Origin of the sequence: Bacillus sp. FSL K6-0069 (assembly GCF_038007785.1) — a bacterium.
Classification (GTDB): domain Bacteria; phylum Bacillota; class Bacilli; order Bacillales; family Bacillaceae_G; genus Bacillus_A; species Bacillus_A mobilis.
In genome coordinates this window covers 52,158-69,218 of the sequence record NZ_JBBOXN010000001.1, presented here as the reverse complement: position 1 = coordinate 69,218, position 17,061 = coordinate 52,158, and the positions used below count along the sequence as shown (strand labels likewise).

At 35.8% G+C, this 17,061-nt stretch carries 15 protein-coding genes and 2 tRNA genes; all 17 read right to left on the bottom strand.

The annotated features are described in order from the left end of the window. Positions 1-68: 68 nt before the first annotated feature. The 17 genes from hpt to MHB74_RS00285 all read right to left on the bottom strand — a co-directional run bounded on the left by hpt (position 69) and on the right by MHB74_RS00285 (position 17,059). Entirely contained in the window at positions 69-611 is a 543-nt protein-coding gene (hpt, locus tag MHB74_RS00365) for a hypoxanthine phosphoribosyltransferase (RefSeq protein WP_000981838.1), read from the bottom strand. After that, complete coding sequence (gene tilS, locus MHB74_RS00360) at positions 608-2,038, bottom strand: tRNA lysidine(34) synthetase TilS (protein WP_061678907.1); 1,431 nt, start codon at positions 2,036-2,038, stop codon at positions 608-610. The genes hpt and tilS overlap by 4 nt, the downstream gene beginning before the upstream one ends. Before the next feature lie 233 nt (positions 2,039-2,271). Next, positions 2,272-4,743, bottom strand: a complete 2,472-nt coding sequence (gene spoIIE, locus MHB74_RS00355) for a stage II sporulation protein E (protein ID WP_061678908.1) — start codon at positions 4,741-4,743, stop codon at positions 2,272-2,274. A gap of 260 nt (positions 4,744-5,003) precedes the next feature. Beyond that, a tRNA-Glu gene (locus MHB74_RS00350) sits at positions 5,004-5,075 on the bottom strand. A gap of 13 nt (positions 5,076-5,088) precedes the next feature. Continuing rightward, positions 5,089-5,162: transfer RNA gene (locus tag MHB74_RS00345), tRNA-Met, on the bottom strand. A gap of 160 nt (positions 5,163-5,322) precedes the next feature. Continuing rightward, positions 5,323-5,811, bottom strand: coding sequence for a S1 domain-containing RNA-binding protein (locus MHB74_RS00340; RefSeq protein WP_061678909.1), 489 nt, complete (start codon positions 5,809-5,811; stop codon positions 5,323-5,325). An 87-nt stretch (positions 5,812-5,898) separates the two neighbouring features. Beyond that, complete coding sequence (gene divIC, locus MHB74_RS00335; RefSeq protein WP_001208737.1) at positions 5,899-6,258, bottom strand: cell division protein DivIC; 360 nt, start codon at positions 6,256-6,258, stop codon at positions 5,899-5,901. After that, complete coding sequence (gene yabQ, locus MHB74_RS00330; RefSeq protein WP_061678910.1) at positions 6,255-6,908, bottom strand: spore cortex biosynthesis protein YabQ; 654 nt, start codon at positions 6,906-6,908, stop codon at positions 6,255-6,257. The genes divIC and yabQ overlap by 4 nt, the downstream gene beginning before the upstream one ends. Next, entirely contained in the window at positions 6,905-7,213 is a 309-nt protein-coding gene (gene yabP / locus MHB74_RS00325) for a sporulation protein YabP (protein WP_001059101.1), read from the bottom strand. Before yabP ends, yabQ begins: the two co-directional genes overlap by 4 nt. 58 nt (positions 7,214-7,271) lie before the next feature. Next, positions 7,272-7,547: an RNA-binding S4 domain-containing protein gene (locus MHB74_RS00320; RefSeq protein WP_001234875.1), complete on the bottom strand. Its 276-nt coding sequence runs from the start codon at positions 7,545-7,547 to the stop codon at positions 7,272-7,274. Between the two features lie 14 nt (positions 7,548-7,561). After that, the gene (gene mazG / locus MHB74_RS00315) at positions 7,562-9,022 is read right to left on the bottom strand and encodes a nucleoside triphosphate pyrophosphohydrolase (protein WP_061678911.1); all 1,461 of its coding nucleotides are present in this window, start codon (positions 9,020-9,022) and stop codon (positions 7,562-7,564) included. 12 nt (positions 9,023-9,034) lie between these two features. Then, complete coding sequence (locus MHB74_RS00310) at positions 9,035-10,636, bottom strand: putative polysaccharide biosynthesis protein (protein WP_061678912.1); 1,602 nt, start codon at positions 10,634-10,636, stop codon at positions 9,035-9,037. A 232-nt stretch (positions 10,637-10,868) separates the two neighbouring features. After that, positions 10,869-11,405 (bottom strand): stage V sporulation protein T, encoded by a 537-nt coding sequence (spoVT, locus tag MHB74_RS00305; protein ID WP_000648309.1) that lies wholly within the window; start codon positions 11,403-11,405, stop codon positions 10,869-10,871. Positions 11,406-11,541: 136 nt separating this feature from the next. Further along, positions 11,542-15,072, bottom strand: a complete 3,531-nt coding sequence (gene mfd, locus MHB74_RS00300; RefSeq protein ID WP_061678913.1) for a transcription-repair coupling factor — start codon at positions 15,070-15,072, stop codon at positions 11,542-11,544. A 105-nt stretch (positions 15,073-15,177) separates the two neighbouring features. Further along, positions 15,178-15,402 (bottom strand): anti-sigma-F factor Fin, encoded by a 225-nt coding sequence (locus tag MHB74_RS00295; protein ID WP_061678914.1) that lies wholly within the window; start codon positions 15,400-15,402, stop codon positions 15,178-15,180. Positions 15,403-15,472: 70 nt separating this feature from the next. Then, entirely contained in the window at positions 15,473-16,033 is a 561-nt protein-coding gene (gene pth / locus MHB74_RS00290; RefSeq protein WP_080000234.1) for an aminoacyl-tRNA hydrolase, read from the bottom strand. 72 nt (positions 16,034-16,105) lie between these two features. Continuing rightward, entirely contained in the window at positions 16,106-17,059 is a 954-nt protein-coding gene (locus tag MHB74_RS00285; RefSeq protein ID WP_002174555.1) for a ribose-phosphate diphosphokinase, read from the bottom strand. Positions 17,060-17,061 lie beyond the last annotated feature (2 nt).

Here is a 17,061-nt window from a genome sequence, read left to right as displayed (position 1 = left end):
GGCATAAACACTATAGTAAATCGTAACATAGAAAAAATTTCCTATACAATTGTGACGCCTGTATTTAATTAATTTGAGTAAACGCTTGGTTTTAATACTCCTACATAAGGAAGATTACGGTACTGCTCTTTATAATCTAATCCATACCCTACAACAAATTCATGCGGTACAGTAAATCCAACATAATCCGCTTTCAAATCTACTTTGCGGCCTGTTGGCTTATCTAATAACGTAACAATTTTTACAGATTTCGCTTTACGATATTTAAATAGGTCTACTAAGTAGCTTAGCGTAAGACCGCTATCAATAATATCTTCAACGATTAAAATATCGCGACCTTCTACAGAAGTATCAAGGTCTTTTAAAATTTTCACTTCGCCTGTTGAAACAGTAGAGTGACCGTAACTAGATACAGCCATAAAGTCCATTTCAAGATATGTATCTGTTCTCTTTAATAAATCTGCCATGAATGGCATTGCACCCTTTAATACGCCGATTGCAAGAGGTACTGTGTTTTTATAATCCTCTGCAATAATTGCGCCTAATTCGAGCACCTTTTCTTGTATTTGTTCTTCAGAAATTAATACTTTTTCGATATCTTGATTCATCATTTCATTATCCTCCCGGAAGACTCCTTGCTTTTGTAGTGAATAATCATATATTTATCCTTCTTTGCCGTCTCTTTCGAGATAGCAAATGCAGATCGCTTCAACAAGGGTATCCAAATAATATTCCCACTTGCATCACAAACGACCGGCCATTCTTCTCTTTTTTCTCTTGGTACTTTTGCTTCGATAAAAATAGTTTTTATCTTTTTTGTGCCATTCATACCTTGTATTGACATACGATCTCCATTTTCTCTAGAACGAATACGAAGTGGATATGATATATCATTATACTTAGCAACAAATACTGTTTCATTCATGTTACTTGGTATATCTTCGCTCACCTCTGCTACAAGCTTATCCCCGTTCGATAGCGTAATTGTCCCGGGAATTGATAAATCTTGTGAAAAAGGAGAAACAATTTCTTGTTTAAATCCAAAGCTGCACTCCTCGTATGCGCGAACAATTTTTAAATCACCTGGGAAATCAAGTGAACCCGAAGGTTGTGTTCGCTTAAAAAACTCAATCACTTTGTCAATATGTATAGAGGAAAGAGAAGATGGAATCTTATATTCATAAAGATAGTTTAATATTAGTTGAATCCCTCTTCTTTGTAAAGGCATAGACATGGATTCAAAGGCAGGAATTGATAAGCTAATTTGTTTATCACTTTTTTTTGTAATTACTTTATTCATTTTCTCAAAAGCTAATTCCTGCAAATACGCCTCATCCTCTTGCATCTGCATGCTAAATTTTTGGAATTTCTCATGCACTTGTGAATTTTCTTCTTTCAAATGCGGAAGGACATATTTACGTAATCGATTCCTTGTATATACTTCCTTTTTATTACTTGGATCTATACGAGGAATTATTTTTAGCTTATTACAGTAATCAACAATTTCTTCCTTCGTTACTCCAAGTAACGGCCTAATTAAATATCCATTATGAAAAGGACGCTTCACTGCAATGCCTGCATACCCTTTCGGAGTACTCCCTCGCACAAGGCGCATTAAGATCGTCTCTACTTGGTCATCACCATGATGTCCAAGAGCTACATATCTCGCATCATATTTCTTCATTATTCTTTCCAAAAATGCATATCTGCATTCTCTAGCAGCAACTTGTGCATTCATCCCGTATTGCTGTTGATATTGCGACACATTAATCCTTATCGTTTCGCAAATAACTCCCAGTCCCTTACAAAGTTCCTGCACAAACTGTAGGTCCTCATGAGATTCATCACCTCTAAACATATGATCCACATGTGCCACTACAATTTCAAACTGTTTTGCTGCTCTTTTTTCTAACAAATAATATAGAAGAGCCAAAGAGTCAGGACCACCAGAAACCCCTACAACAATCGTTGAATGTTCCTTTAATACATCATGCTGCTTTACAAAGTCATCTACCTTTTCAACAAATGTATATTTCAACTTCGTAATCACCTTTCATTAAACAAGAACAGCAACGTTAGTTACCTTGTTTATAATGGTACAACTTTTACAAACATTGTGCAAAAAAAAGATATACAAAAATTACATTTTTATCTTACATCATCCGTACATATTCACAAAAATAATAATATTATCTGTTAAAGCAAAAAAACCTAGGCATCCACCTAGGTTTTTAGAAAGAAACAGCAATAGAGAAACTTCACACTTGAAATTTATTGTGCCTGCATTCCTACAATTGGAATCGTAGCCCACTTTGGCATATTTTTCTTCACTTTCGCCACAACAATAGTCATATCGTCATTTATATAACCATCACAAGAGCGAATCACCTCTTCCATAATGATATCAGCAATTTCTTGTGGATCTTCGGTTTGTAATTCTTTAATTTTTCGTTTCATCCATAGTTCATGATTCTCCACATGTTGCGCTCCCTCAAAAATCCCATCGCTCATCATAATAAGAATATCACCCGTTTTTAATTGTTCACCTACTACATCAACTTCAACATCCTCAATAATCCCCATCGGCAAATTACTTGCCTCAATTTTCAAAATATTATTTGCGCGTTTAACAAAACTCGGTGTCGACCCAATCTTTAAAAACTTCGCGCTTGCATCCCGCAAATCTACCATAGCTAAATCTAACGTCGTAAACATCTCTTCTGTTGTCCTTAAAGAAAGAATAGAATTGATAGACTTAATCGCTATTTCCTCATCAATGCCTGATTGAAGTATTTTTTGTAATAATTTCACCGTTTCTTTACTCTCCATATGAGCTCTTTGCCCATTTCCCATACCATCACTAATTGCAAGCGCATATTTACCGACGCTTAGATCCATCATCGCGTAAGAATCACCCGAAACAAACCCACCGCCTTTTGCAGCTGTGGCCAATCCAGTATCAAGAGAATATGTCTTTGCTGAACCAAATGATATTAAGCTGTGGCCGTTCGGATAAGAAGACTTTTCTTCATGTTTAACAACTATATTTTCCTTTAGAATATCAGAAAGCATCGGCGCAACTAATTTTTCACACTCTCCATGTTCATTAGATGCAACTGGAATCAGCATTTCAATATCAATACTTCCTCTATCTAAACAATAAATATCAACGTGCTCTATTTCTACACCAAAATCACGAAACGCTTGCAAGATCTGTTCTTCTTGTACTTGATGATTTTCTCGTTCTCTTTGTATCTCCTTAGCAAAATCCTCCATAACTTTTGATACACCTAATAGTTGCTCCGCTACTATTCTACGATTTTCTTTCATTTGCTTTCGTAATTTCTGTCCCTCATAGAAATGATCTAATTCACCAGCTACTAAATCCGTCACTTTCTTTCCTCTCACACAATGCTTGTCCCATTCACGGACTAACTTCCGATTATGCTGCAACGTCCCCTCTTCCGTTTCACTCATTATTTGTTTCATATAGTCGTACGTTTTATCGAAATTAACTACCCAGCATTGGTCCTTTTTAAAGCATGTTTGACATGTTTTTGCAGTAATTGTGCTTAAGAACAAATCTGCCTCCGTCTCTTTATCTTCCTCCTCCACATATCCATATACAGAAAAGCTATTAGATAAAGCAGCAAATACATTGGCAAATTGATTAATTTTATTCGCTGTAACATCACGCATCCTTCTTAAATACTGTTGTTGATCTTGCGAATGTTCCTGTGTGCCTGGCATGAATTTAGCAATACGATCCATAACAAGTTTCGGTGTTAATAAGAAGAACGCAATCGCCACACCAGATTCAATTAAAGTTGTCACAATGTTTGTTTGTTTGTCTACATATAGCGTAATCAAGCTCGTCCCAATTAATAAACCTAAACTAACACCTAAACGCTTTCCTTCTTTTAACAAACCACCAAGCAACCCAGAAAAAGCAAGCAGACTAAGTTGAGACAAACTAGAGACATTCGCTAAACTTAATATTAATCCAGTGACGACCCCCACTGTAGATCCTGTAGCCGCCCCCGCGATAAATGCAAACACGAGCACTAAATACCTAGTAAAAATATGTTGAATAGAAGCGTCATATACAAACCAATCTGTTGTACCTGTTAAAACAGAAGCTAGTAATATAATTAAACAAACAATTTCTTCTGTCTCTAGCGCTTGTTGTTTACCTTTTCGTTCGACTAAAAGCGGAACACTTTGTAAAAATATCATAGTTAATACGAAGCTAAGCCCTGCCTCAATCGTACTAACGAGTAAATCGTACATGGTAACAGTTTGTTGCGCAAAATATACGACAACTAAATGCGCGGTTAATGCGGAGATAAATACTTGGAATGGAACAAGTCCGACAGTTTTACGTGTAAACCGACTAAAGAAGATATTATAAATGAAGAAAGTAAAAATAGATGCAAAGGTAAAGAATAAATTATCTATCGAAACTGAAAGTGCGCCCCCCATTAGAGCCAAGAACGCGAGCGGCATTTTATCCCGCTTCATAACATAAACAGCAGCAAAAAATGGCAGTGCAAACGGTAAAATGTTTGTTAATATATATGCTCGTCCCAAAAGAAAACCAATAACAACAATAATAAATCCCCATCTAAAGAAAACTTGTTCAAACTTCATTCGCAACTTACTTGTCCACTTTCCTGCTCCAAGCTGACTCTCATTCATTGCCAATGCACTTGTATTCATAGTATTCCTTCCTGCTTTAGGCATATTTTTAACACCACCTGCATAGTTTAATTACTGTCATTATAAAAGATGATTATTGGGATTTTTGTCAAAACAACAGTTTTCACTTTTATAATCGTTCGACTTTTTATTCGAAATAACTCTACATATATACACGGTATGTAATGTATCCTTAATATTTTAATCGAACATTCAGAAAATATAGGGTGATTTTGTAGAAGTATTGTATGTCTTAATTTATTTAACAAAAAAAGATCATGCAAATTTGCATGATCTTTTTAGGATGACCCGTACGGGATTCGAACCCGTGTTACCGCCGTGAAAGGGCGGTGTCTTAACCACTTGACCAACGGGCCGTTAAATTAAATATAGCGGCGGAGGGGATCGAACCCCCGACCTCACGGGTATGAACCGTACGCTCTAGCCAGCTGAGCTACACCGCCATGTCGTCTTATTTAACGGACAATTAGTATCTTACCTCAGATATAATTTAAAGTCAACACATCTTGAAAACTTTTTTAAAAATATATTTTCACATATAAAAAAGCACCCTGAGCAATCGCCCTGGGTACCTCTCTATATGCTAAGAATTAAACGTTCTTATTATCCGCGACGTGCGCCACGGCCACCACGTTTAGATTCTGTGTTACGCTTTAAAGAAGTTAAACGATCTTCACTATCCTTTAAGAAACGTGCCATCTTTTGCTCGAATGTTTCTTTTGGAGCTCGTTCGTTACCGCCGCCACGGTTATCTCTGTTGAAAGAACGATTATTACGTTGTGGACGTCCAGAACGTTGTTGATCGCCGCCACCGCGTTGGTATTCACCACGTGGACGATCTCCTTCTGTTTTTTCACGCTCTTTCGCTTTTTTAATAGATAGACCGATCTTGCCATCTTTTTCAACGTTAATAACTTTTACTTCTACTTGGTCGCCCACTTTTAAGTGATCGTTAATATCTTTCACATAATTATCAGCAACTTCACTAATATGAACAAGACCCGTTAAGCCTTCTGGCAGCTCCACAAAAGCCCCAAAATTTGTAATACCTGTTACTTTACCCTGTAACTTGCTGCCTACCTCGATTGACATAAAAAAAATGCTCCTCCTTAGTGGTTAAAAAGTCAAATTTTACTTTATTATATATAATCCTAAAATATAGTGTCAATAAGACATACTCTACTTAGAAACAGGAAAAATTATCTCCCCTTTTCCAGAGAAGAAATAATCCCTTCTAGCAATCTTTAATACGTACTCTTCATCATTTAACTTTTGAACTTCGTCTTTTAGACTCTTTTCTTTATTCGTTAATGAATCCAGTTCTTTTTTCATGTCCTTAACTTTTGCTTCTTTTGCTCTAATGGAACTGTTTTGTTGATAAAACGTTACACTAATACTCGCAATAATTGTAAAAGCAAAGACAAGAAAAACCGCTAAACGGCGATAAAGTCGCTTCCTGTTCTCATCCGTTTGTATTATATGCTCTTTAACAGGATTTGGACTCTGTTTTTCGATTGTTCTTTGTCTCAGTTCCCTCATTTCCGAGGTCCCCCTAACTTCTTTTTTATACGCTCCCATAATTGGAAGATATGTCCCTTTAATTTTGCTATATATTGCAGGAACCCTACATGTTTCATTATAAAAAGTTTAACACGATTAGGGAGAAGTTTCCATATGAGCGAAGCAATAAATCGAACAGGCCAGAAAAAAACTTTCCATATGAAAAGTAATATCCAAATCACCATTTTCCATAACACATGTCCAATTGAAAGCAGTATACGAAATAAGAATAATATAAATGCAATAAATAGCTGCGCTATAATAATAACAGGTTTTATCATGAGTAGCTTTATAATTTGAACAAAAAAGTGTGTTGTTTGCATAAAAATATAGATGAGAAAATTTAACAATCTCATGTATATTGCTTTCAATAAGCTTTGATACGCCGCAAAACCACATAATAATGCCAAAAATACATATATACGTAGTTCAGCTTCATTTACAAGAAGCAATACGTAAAAAACGAATAATGCTTGGACAATCCAAAATAGTATATCATATATAAATACAAGCCAACGTTTACGTTCCTGACGATTTAAAAATCGTTGGTATGTATCTAAAGATGCCCCAACCCAAGCACCCATTCCGATCATTGAGAGCATCGTATACAACTGAATTGTTAGGCTCATTTAAACAACTTACTAAAGAATCCTTTAGTTTTCTCCCCTTGATTCTCATCAATATACAGCATCTCATGAACTTTCCCTTTAATCGATACAACACCTTTTTCCACATCTAAATTTTTCATTTGCAAATTTTGACCACGAATTGTTAAAAAGCCCATTACAGTCTCAAGCAAAAACTCTTCGCTATCAAAACTCTCTACCTGCTTTACACCGGTAATATCAATTACACGCCTGCCACGCATAATAATATCATGCTCTACAGAAACATTTTGTTGATTAGAAGACATAGGTGAGTAACCATTATTCACGTAAATCCCCCCATACATTTATACTAGCTAATAGTAATGTATGAAGGGATAATTGATTTTAGAACAAGCCTTCTTCAGCCTTTACTTTTTCTTCGCGAACTAAGCTATACATATTTGCTGCATCTTCTTTTTTAGTCGTTTCTTTCAATTCGTTTATTTTTACAGTTACTATTTTTTGACCAAAACGAATTGTTAATTCATCAGCTACTTTCACATCCGAACTCGCTTTTGCCACTTGACCATTAATTGCTATTCTTCCTTGATCAGCTACTTCTTTCGCTAATGTTCTTCTTTTAATTAAACGTGATACTTTTAAAAACTTATCTAGACGCATATCAAATCCCCCTATTAACGTTCTGTTTGTTTTGCCTCTTCCCATAAAACATCTAACTGCTCTAATGATAAATCTTGCATCTCTTTATTCATTTCAGCTACTTTTGCTTCCATGTATAAGAAACGACCGACGAATTTCTCATTCGTTAAATGTAACGCTTCTTCGGGATCTATTTTATAATGACGAGCAATATTCACAAATGCAAATAGTAAGTCGCCGAATTCACCTAACATCTTCGCCTCATCCATGTTTGTAACTTCTTGCTGGAACTCTTGCCATTCTTCTAAAGCTTTTTCTATCATCGGTTGTACATCAACCCAATCAAAACCAACCTTGCCAGCTTTTTTCTGGATTTCATAAGCGCGTAGTAACTGTGGCAAACTTTTTGGAACTCCATTTAAAACAGATTCTTTTACGAATCCTTTTTCTTGTTTTTTAATTTCTTCCCAATTAGCAAGTACTTCATCGGCACTATTTACATCTGTATTCCCAAATACATGCGGATGGCGACGAACCATTTTCTCAGATAAAGTTCGAATAATATCATCTATAGAGAACCAACCTTCATCCTCTCCGATTTGGGCATGCAGCATAACTTGTAATAATACATCACCCAGTTCTTCTACTAAGTGATCATCATCCTCTTCATCAATTGCTTCCAACACTTCATAAGCTTCCTCAATTAAATACTTCTTTAAAGATTGATGTGTTTGCTTTTTATCCCACGGACAACCATTCGGTCCACGAAGGTCTGCAATAATTTCTCTAAGCACGTCAAACTGTTGATACAAGGACGCACGTTCCTGAACTGGTGGTACATATACACTCGTTAAATTATTTAATTCCGTTTCATGATCTAACATGTACAACGGCACCTTTTTAACTTGTTCAAATGAAGTCCCTGCAGCTGTTACGATATACACTTCATAATCATCTGGCAGCATCTCCATTAATGTTAATTTCACATCAGATGCAACGAATGCGTCATATACTTGGCAAAAGATTAAATGTTGACGTAATTCTAATTGCCCTCTTTCAAATGATGTAGCATCAATTAATTGGAATCCTTCAATCGGATCAATCTTTAGACTTGCAAACATAGGATCAAGGAAACTTTGTCCACCTTCAATGCGCACTTCAACATTCGCTACTTCGCCTTTTTCCAATAGTAGCTGAACCGTTCTTTCCGCTACAAGCGGATGCCCTGGCACGGCATAGATGATTTCTGCGCCTTCAGCTTGTTCTAACAATGTATTCGCAATTGTTTCATATACAATTTCAAACGTATCATGTGCTTCATACACACTGTCAAAGGCTGTATATTGTATACCTTCTTTCTCCAACTCTTCTATAACGGGATGTTCCTTCGTTCTAACAAACATGTGATCTGCTTCTTTTATTTTTCGATATACACCCATCGTTAACTGATCTAACTCACCAGCACCTAATCCTAAAATAGTAATGATTCCACTCACAACCTGCCACCTCTATCCACTCTTCTTCAAAGAACCTTCTTTTTTCTCTTTTTTCATAACGGTTCCTATTTCCGCTTTTGTAAATACACGTAATTTTAAAATTAAAAACATATATACCAATCCGCCGATAGCTACACCTAACAACGCCTCAATTGTCGCGATTCCTCTATGTTCCGTATCAATTACTAATCCAGACATTTGCATCACACGCATAAACATTATTAATACAAATCCCATACCGATACCACTAATAACTACACCTAACATATTACGTTTATCGATGAGCGATTCAGATACGGCTTGCATAAGTAATGCACTATTTAACACAGAAATTACAAGTAACGCAACTAGTGTTGCGATTGCAGCTCCCTTCACACCAAAATACGGCATTAATATATAATTTAAAGCTAACTTTAAACAACTCCCAAATATAACGAATATTGCTGGTTTTAATGTTTGTCCTAACCCTTGCAAAATAGAAGCAGTTGTAATCGACAATGAACTAAATAAAATAGATAAAGATAAAATGGATAAAACATCTGACCCATCACTATTTTCAAACAGCATAATATTCGTAGGCTGAATAATACAAGTTAATCCAATGGCCGCTGCAAACCCAATAACAAATGTTATTTTCATTGCTAACTTTACCTTTTCTCGAATAAAGGAAAGATCTCCTCTTTCCTTCGCCGCTGTAATGATTGGAATAAGCGACAACGAGAAAGAAGTTGTCACGACAGTCCCTAATTGCATAAGCGGGATACTTCTGTCATACACACCTTTTAATACCTTTGCACTTTCAGCTGGCTCTCCTGCTCCAATAAGTAAGGAATAGAAGGAAACCGAATCAGCCATTTGTATAAAAATAAGTACTAAGTTACTAACACAAATCGCCAATCCCTGCCAAAACAGAATTTTAATGATCCTCTTTTTGCCCTTAATTCTCTTTACACTTTTGAAGAATATAGAACGAAAGTCATGACGCATATAAAGTACAAGTACGATAATCCCAATCAGTCCACCTGCGATTGAACCTAACATAGCACCTGCACCGACTGTATATAAATCAAATCCGTGAGCAATTAGGAATAGAGATAAAAATACAATAATAGAAACACGAATCGTTTGTTCTATCACTTGCGAAACAGCTGTTGGCATCATATTATTGAACCCCTGAAAATATCCTCTTGCTACAGATAGAAACGGCATCAATATGAATGAAAATGAAATAACACGTAATAACTTATCTAAGTGTATATCGCCCATAGCTGTTGCAATTGCTTCGGCACCAAAAAACAATGTAAAAAAGCCTATGAAACCAATTCCTAATAAAAACCAAAAAGATACACAAATAATTTCTTCTGCTTCTTTTTGTTTCCCTCGCTCTAATCGTTCCGCAACCATTTTTGAAATTATAATGGGGAATCCATAAGTAGCTAAAATTAAACAAAATCCATAAAACGGATAAATTTGTTGGTAAATATAAAAACCAATATCACCCGCTATATTTTGATATGGAATACGGTAAAAAGCGCTTAATACCTTTGTAACAAAACTTGCGATTGTTAATATAATAGCCCCACGCCAAAAGGCTTGATACTTCTTCGATTCCATACAAGAAAACTCCTTTTTCTATTCTCACCCCTCGTATTATATCATAAAGAAAAGGACAAGCTTCCTTACCTACACGAGTAATAATACGTTCGTGCAACGCTAGAAATGTTCAACGAAAAAAGGTAGCAAAGCGCTACCTTTTTTCAATATACATATATCTCCAAATAATTGATTTCTCAAGAAGAAATATCATAATTAGGAAAGATTGCTACTTCTAAAATTCAATATGGCCTTACTGCTCCATTTGTTTCGCTAAAAAGCTCGCAGCTGTATTTACTGACTTATGCTCTACTTCACTTATAATGGCCTCTTTAGAGAAGATAATAACAGCTCCAATTGGATCCCCATTCGCAACAATCGGGCCAATTGTATAAGAACTAACTTTTTCTGTTACTCCATCAATAATTGAAATTTCGCTTTCATCCGTCATAATTACAGACTTACGATCTTCCATTGTCTTCTCAATTAAATCGCCAACGCTTTTATTTAAGTATTCTTTTTTAGATATGCCTGCTACCGCGATAATAGAATCACGATCGCATACAAGCACATTATGTCCTAAGCTATCGTATAAAGCTTCCGTATATTCTTTTGCAAAATCACCTAGTTCACTAATCGGAGAATATTTCTTCAAAATCACTTCTCCATCGCGATCAACAAATATTTCTAATGGGTCTCCTTCTCGGATACGTAAAGTTCTACGAATTTCCTTCGGGATTACTACCCTACCTAAATCATCAATTCGACGTACGATTCCAGTTGCTTTCATTCTAATGCTGCCTCACTTTCTACTGATGATGAAAGTGGTGAATTTACCTGTTCATGTAAAAATCACCAACTGTTAGACATAGTATTTTACACATTAGTTCTTCTATGCACGCCGAATTGTATTTTTTTATCTAATATTAGGCATTTATGACTTCTTTTTTTACATCTGGTAGACCTTTTAATAAATTTTCAGCAATTGTTAACCACTTCGATGTCTCTAAGCCATTTGTTTTCATAACGATTTTCAATTGTGATCCTTCCATCCCTAAACCAATCATACGTCCAAAACTATTTCCAAGCATGAATAATTTTCCGCCATCAATATTTTGACTTGCTTGTTCTGAGAACAGAATCGTTACTTCAAATTTATTTTGCTTAATTAACTCAATTTGTTCTTTCATTGCCAATACTTTAATATTTGCAATTTGTAATAAGTAACCAACTTCTTGCGGGTAATCACCAAATCTATCTATCATCTCTTCCTGCAACTCTTCAATATCCTCCATTGCAGAAACGCCTCTAAACTGTTTATACATCATAATTTTTTGTTTACTATCTGAAATATAAGCATCTGGTAAATATGCATCTACTTCTAAATCAATTTCAACATTAACTGTATTTTCAACCCCATCTGTTCCTCTACGCTGTTCAATTGCATCTTTTAACATTTGAGAATATAGATCAAATCCGACAGAATCAATAAATCCATGCTGTTCGGCACCTAACAAGTTACCTGCACCACGAATAGATAAGTCTCTCATCGCAATCTTGAAACCTGATCCAAGCTCTGTGAACTCTTTAATGGCTTGTAGACGCCTCTCTGCAACTTCTGATAACACTTTATCTCGTTTGTATGCAAAGTATGCATATGCAACACGATTAGAACGTCCGACACGCCCACGAAGCTGATACAACTGCGATAATCCCATACGATCTGCATCAAATACAATTAACGTATTTACATTCGGAATATCTACACCCGTCTCAATAATTGTTGTACTTACAAGAACATCATGCTGTCCCTCTAAAAACGATAGCATAACAGACTCTAATTCACTTTCGTTCATTTTCCCATGTGCATAAGTTACACGCGCGTCTGGAACTAACATCGAAATTTCATCTGCTTTTCTTTCGATATCCTCCACACGATTATATAGGAAGTAAATTTGCCCACCTCTTGCAAGCTCTCGTTCTATCGCTTCTCGCATTAACGCTGGATTATACTCTACTACATACGTTTGAACTGGGAAACGATTTTCTGGTGGTGTCTCAATAACAGATAAGTCACGCACACCAAGCATAGACATATGGAGTGTACGCGGAATCGGAGTTGCCGTTAATGTTAATACGTCAACATTTGCTTTTAATTGTTTAATTTTTTCTTTATGCGTTACACCAAACCTTTGTTCTTCATCAATAATAAGGAGACCTAAATCTTTATACGTAACATCTTTAGATAAAATACGATGCGTTCCAATTACGATATCTACCGTACCATCTCTTAAGCCTTTAATTGTTTCATTTTGCTGTTTTCTCGTACGGAATCTACTTAATAATCCTATATTGATTGGATAATCTTGAAAACGCTCTCGAATTGTTTCATAGTGTTGTTGTGCAAGGATCGTTGTCGGCACTAAAATGGCAACTTGTTTTTCATCCATAATTGCCTTAAATGCCGCACGGATAGCTACTTCCGTTTTTCCATATCCTACATCACCACAAAGAAGCCTATCCATCGGACGTCCACGTTCCATATCTTTCTTAATCTCTTCAATAGAACGTAATTGATCCTCTGTCTCTTGATACGGGAAAGAAGATTCAAATTCTTGTTGTTCTGCCGTATCTGGTGTATATGCATAACCCTTTGAGGCTTCGCGTTCAGCATATAATTTAATTAGGTCATCCGCAATGTCTTGTACAGATTTTTCAACTTTCGTTTTGACCTTTTTCCAGTCATTTCCGCCCAATTTATAAACTTTAGGATCCTTACCTTCAGATCCTACATATTTTTGCACTTGGTCAATTTGTTCAATTGGAACGTATAACTTATCATTACCTTGATATTTAATATTCAGGTAATCTTTATGAACGCCATTAATCTCTAACGTCTCGATACCTAAGAATTTACCTATACCATGATTAACATGAACTACATAATCTCCAACTTTTAATTCCGAATAACTTTTAATACGTTCGGCATTAGATAACTTTTGCTTACGTTGTGATTTTTTAACTTTCTTATGAAAAAGCTCTTTTTCAGTAATAACAACAAGCTTTTGCATCGGCATTTCAAATCCTGCATGTAAATCACCTACAGCAATTTGTAACCTTCCAGGCAATAATATATCTGTGCCCTCTACGATATCTGCCTCAATATCATAATCACTTAAAATATGTTGTAATTTTTTCACACGTTCATCATCAGTTCCGAGCACAACAGTCGTAAAATGCCCTTCGTTCCATCTATCAATTTCAGTTTTCAACAACTGCATCTGCCCATGGAAATCTTGCATTGTTTTACATGTCACATTCACAATATTTTGCGGATGTGTATGTGCTATATGACGTAAGAATAACGTTAAATATACAAAACTTCTTTTTTTATGATGAAGAAATTCCTCAAACGAGTGTGAGAAAGATAAATCTTGAATAATTGTTCCCTCACCAAGAAGCGAGATATACCATTCCGCCTCTTCCGTTTCAAGATGTGATGCTGTTTCTTGAATACGGGAAATCTCATCTAAAACCACAATACCATCTTCTGGTAAATAATCTATCAGACTAGCAGGTTCGTTATAGAAAATAGATAAATATTTAAACATCTGTTCTATACTTTGCCCGTTTTTTAACATCTCAATTTCATGACTTACCGTCTCAAGCACTGTAGTCTTCAATTTATCATCGGAAAGTTTTTGCATCGTCTTAGTTAAGCCTTCCTCAAGACGCTTAATTCCCGACTTCAATTCTTCCTGTGAAAATAAAAACTCTGTTGCTGGACCAAATCTAACACTTTCTTTTTTATCTTGAGAGCGCTGTTCATCCACATCAAATAATCGAATAGAATCAACTTCTGTGTCGAAAAATTCAATACGAAATGGTAACTCTTCAGTTAATGGATAAATATCTAATATTCCCCCGCGCAAACTGAATTCCCCAGGAGCCTCTACCATCGACTTACGCTCATAACCAATATGATGTAAAGTATGCAAGAATGTATCTAAATCAATCTCTTGCCCTAGATTAATTTCGATTTGCCTTTGCTTCCACAATTCTTTCATTGGTAAAAATCTGCGTAGTCCCGCAACCGGTGCTACAATAATCCCATTCTCTCCTGCAGCTAAACGATTTAACACTTCAATACGTTGCGCCTTCAATTCTGGGCTTGCAACACCAATTTCTGATGCTATCAATTCATTTACTGGGTATAGCCACACATCTTTTTCACCAAGTAACGCCACTAAGTCTTCATGTACTTTTTGCGCTTGATATAAATTATGCGTCACAATAAGTTGTGATTTTTTTGTTTTTTTATATAAGGCCGCCATTAATAACGAACGAGAAGAGGTTGCCATACCTGATACAAGCTGTTCTTTTAAACCATCTTCTAATCCATTAATAACCGATTGGATCTCTTCATTTTTATAAAATTGCTCTAATAAACCTATCATTTTCAAAACCCCTCTCAACATAAAGAGCAAGCCACTACATTTTATGCAAATATTTCGGAAAAAGAAAACAGAAAAATGCTTTGGACATGCCAAAGCGACAACATTTTATTGCAGAAATTTTTCATATTCATAATACTCAGGATAAGATGCGAGCGTTTCTTGACACGATTCACAAATCGTTTGTATATATATATTTCCATTCTCATGAAAATGAATCATCTCTACTACTTCTTGCTCTGTTAGTTGAAATAAAACGTCGCTATATACTTTTTCTGCAGTAACGGAGCCTACATTACTCCCGCAATGTCTGCAATGATAATAACCTTCCATACTAGCCTCCTAAAAATCCAATTACTACTAGTATGGGTAAAAATAAAACAAAATATTCCCAATCATACCCTTAACTATTGAAGGTATTCATGATTTGAAGGAAAGGTTTATTTAACCATTCTTCACATGCATCCGCTGCTTTTTCAATAGAATGACCCACATCAGGAATTTCTTCCGATGTGAAACGTCCTAATACGTAATCTACTACCTTCATGCCATTTTTCGGGCGATCAATTCCCATGCGGATGCGTTGAAACTCTTGTGTTCCTAAATGTGAAATTGTTGATTTCACACCATTATGTCCACCAGCACTACCTTTCATACGAAGGCGTAATTTACCTACAGGAATGTCTAAATCATCGTACAGAACAACGAAGTCCTCAACATCAATTTTATAGTAATCCATGAGCGGACGAATACTTTCCCCAGATAAATTCATATATGTAAGTGGCTTTAATAAGATTACTTTTTCCCCATTAACAAATCCTGCACCAAATACTCCTTTAAATTTTTGTTCATTCAAAGAAATATTCCAACGCTTTGCAAGTTCATCAATTGCCATAAATCCAATATTATGCCTTGTTAATTCATATTCTCTACCCGGGTTCCCAAGTCCTACTATCAATTTCATTCTTGTACCACTACTTTCTTTTTTCGATACGAAAAGACGTAACCAATCTTGGTTACGTCTCATTCTATCCAATTAATTGAATAATACACTTACAGATTCTTCTTCGTATACACGAATGATTGCTTCTCCGATTAATGGAGCAACTGAAAGTTCATGTACTTTGTCGATTTTCTTATCTTCCGGTAATACGATAGAGTTCGTTACAACTAACTCTTTAATATTTGAGTTTTGGATACGCTCAATTGCTGGACCAGATAATACTGGGTGTGTACAGCAAGCATATACTTCAGAAGCACCGTTCTCAACAAGAGCGTTTGCTGCTAATGTAATTGTACCAGCTGTATCAATGATGTCATCAATTAAAATTGCTGTCTTACCTTCAATATTACCGATAATGTTCATTACCTCTGATACGTTCGGACGAGGACGACGCTTATCAATAATAGCGATTGGTGCTTTTAGGCGATCCGCCATTTTTCTAGCACGAGTTACCCCACCATGGTCAGGTGACACGATTACGATATCTTTAAGACCTTTTGTTTCAAAGTAATCTGAAAGAATCGGTACACCCATTAAGTGGTCGATTGGGATATCAAAGAACCCTTGAATTTGTGGAGCATGTAAATCTAGAGTGATTACACGAGTTGCACCTGCTGTTTCAAGCAAGTTTGCTACAAGTTTCGATGTAATTGGTTCACGAGAACGCGCTTTACGGTCTTGACGCGCATAACCATAGTAAGGAATAACAATATTAATTGTTTTTGCAGATGCACGCTTTAATGCATCGATCATAATAAGTAATTCCATGATATGTTCGTTTACTGGGAAGCTTGTAGATTGAATAATGAATACATCGCAACCACGGATACTTTCTTCAATGTTAATTTGAACTTCTCCATCACTAAAACGATCAACAGAACATTTTCCTAGTCCTACTCCAATGTGCTTTGCAATTTGCTCAGCAAGTTCCTTATTAGAGTTTAAAGAGAATACTTTCAAATTAGAATTTAGATATTGAGTCGACATCT

Bases quoted from the DNA above. Each gene is read 5' to 3' on its own strand.
- hpt (WP_000981838.1), bottom strand. From the start codon at position 611: ATGATGAATCAAGATATCGAAAAAGTATTAATTTCTGAAGAACAAATA.
- spoIIE (WP_061678908.1), bottom strand. From the start codon at position 4,743: ATGCCTAAAGCAGGAAGGAATACTATGAATACAAGTGCATTGGCAATG.
- MHB74_RS00340 (WP_061678909.1), bottom strand. From the start codon at position 5,811: ATGTCAATCGAGGTAGGCAGCAAGTTACAGGGTAAAGTAACAGGTATT.
- divIC (WP_001208737.1), bottom strand. From the start codon at position 6,258: ATGAGGGAACTGAGACAAAGAACAATCGAAAAACAGAGTCCAAATCCT.
- yabQ (WP_061678910.1), bottom strand. From the start codon at position 6,908: ATGAGCCTAACAATTCAGTTGTATACGATGCTCTCAATGATCGGAATG.
- MHB74_RS00320 (WP_001234875.1), bottom strand. From the start codon at position 7,547: ATGCGTCTAGATAAGTTTTTAAAAGTATCACGTTTAATTAAAAGAAGA.
- MHB74_RS00310 (WP_061678912.1), bottom strand. From the start codon at position 10,636: ATGGAATCGAAGAAGTATCAAGCCTTTTGGCGTGGGGCTATTATATTA.
- spoVT (WP_000648309.1), bottom strand. From the start codon at position 11,405: ATGAAAGCAACTGGAATCGTACGTCGAATTGATGATTTAGGTAGGGTA.
- mfd (WP_061678913.1), bottom strand. From the start codon at position 15,072: ATGATAGGTTTATTAGAGCAATTTTATAAAAATGAAGAGATCCAATCG.
- MHB74_RS00295 (WP_061678914.1), bottom strand. From the start codon at position 15,402: ATGGAAGGTTATTATCATTGCAGACATTGCGGGAGTAATGTAGGCTCC.
- pth (WP_080000234.1), bottom strand. From the start codon at position 16,033: ATGAAATTGATAGTAGGACTTGGGAACCCGGGTAGAGAATATGAATTA.
- MHB74_RS00285 (WP_002174555.1), bottom strand. From the start codon at position 17,059: ATGTCGACTCAATATCTAAATTCTAATTTGAAAGTATTCTCTTTAAAC.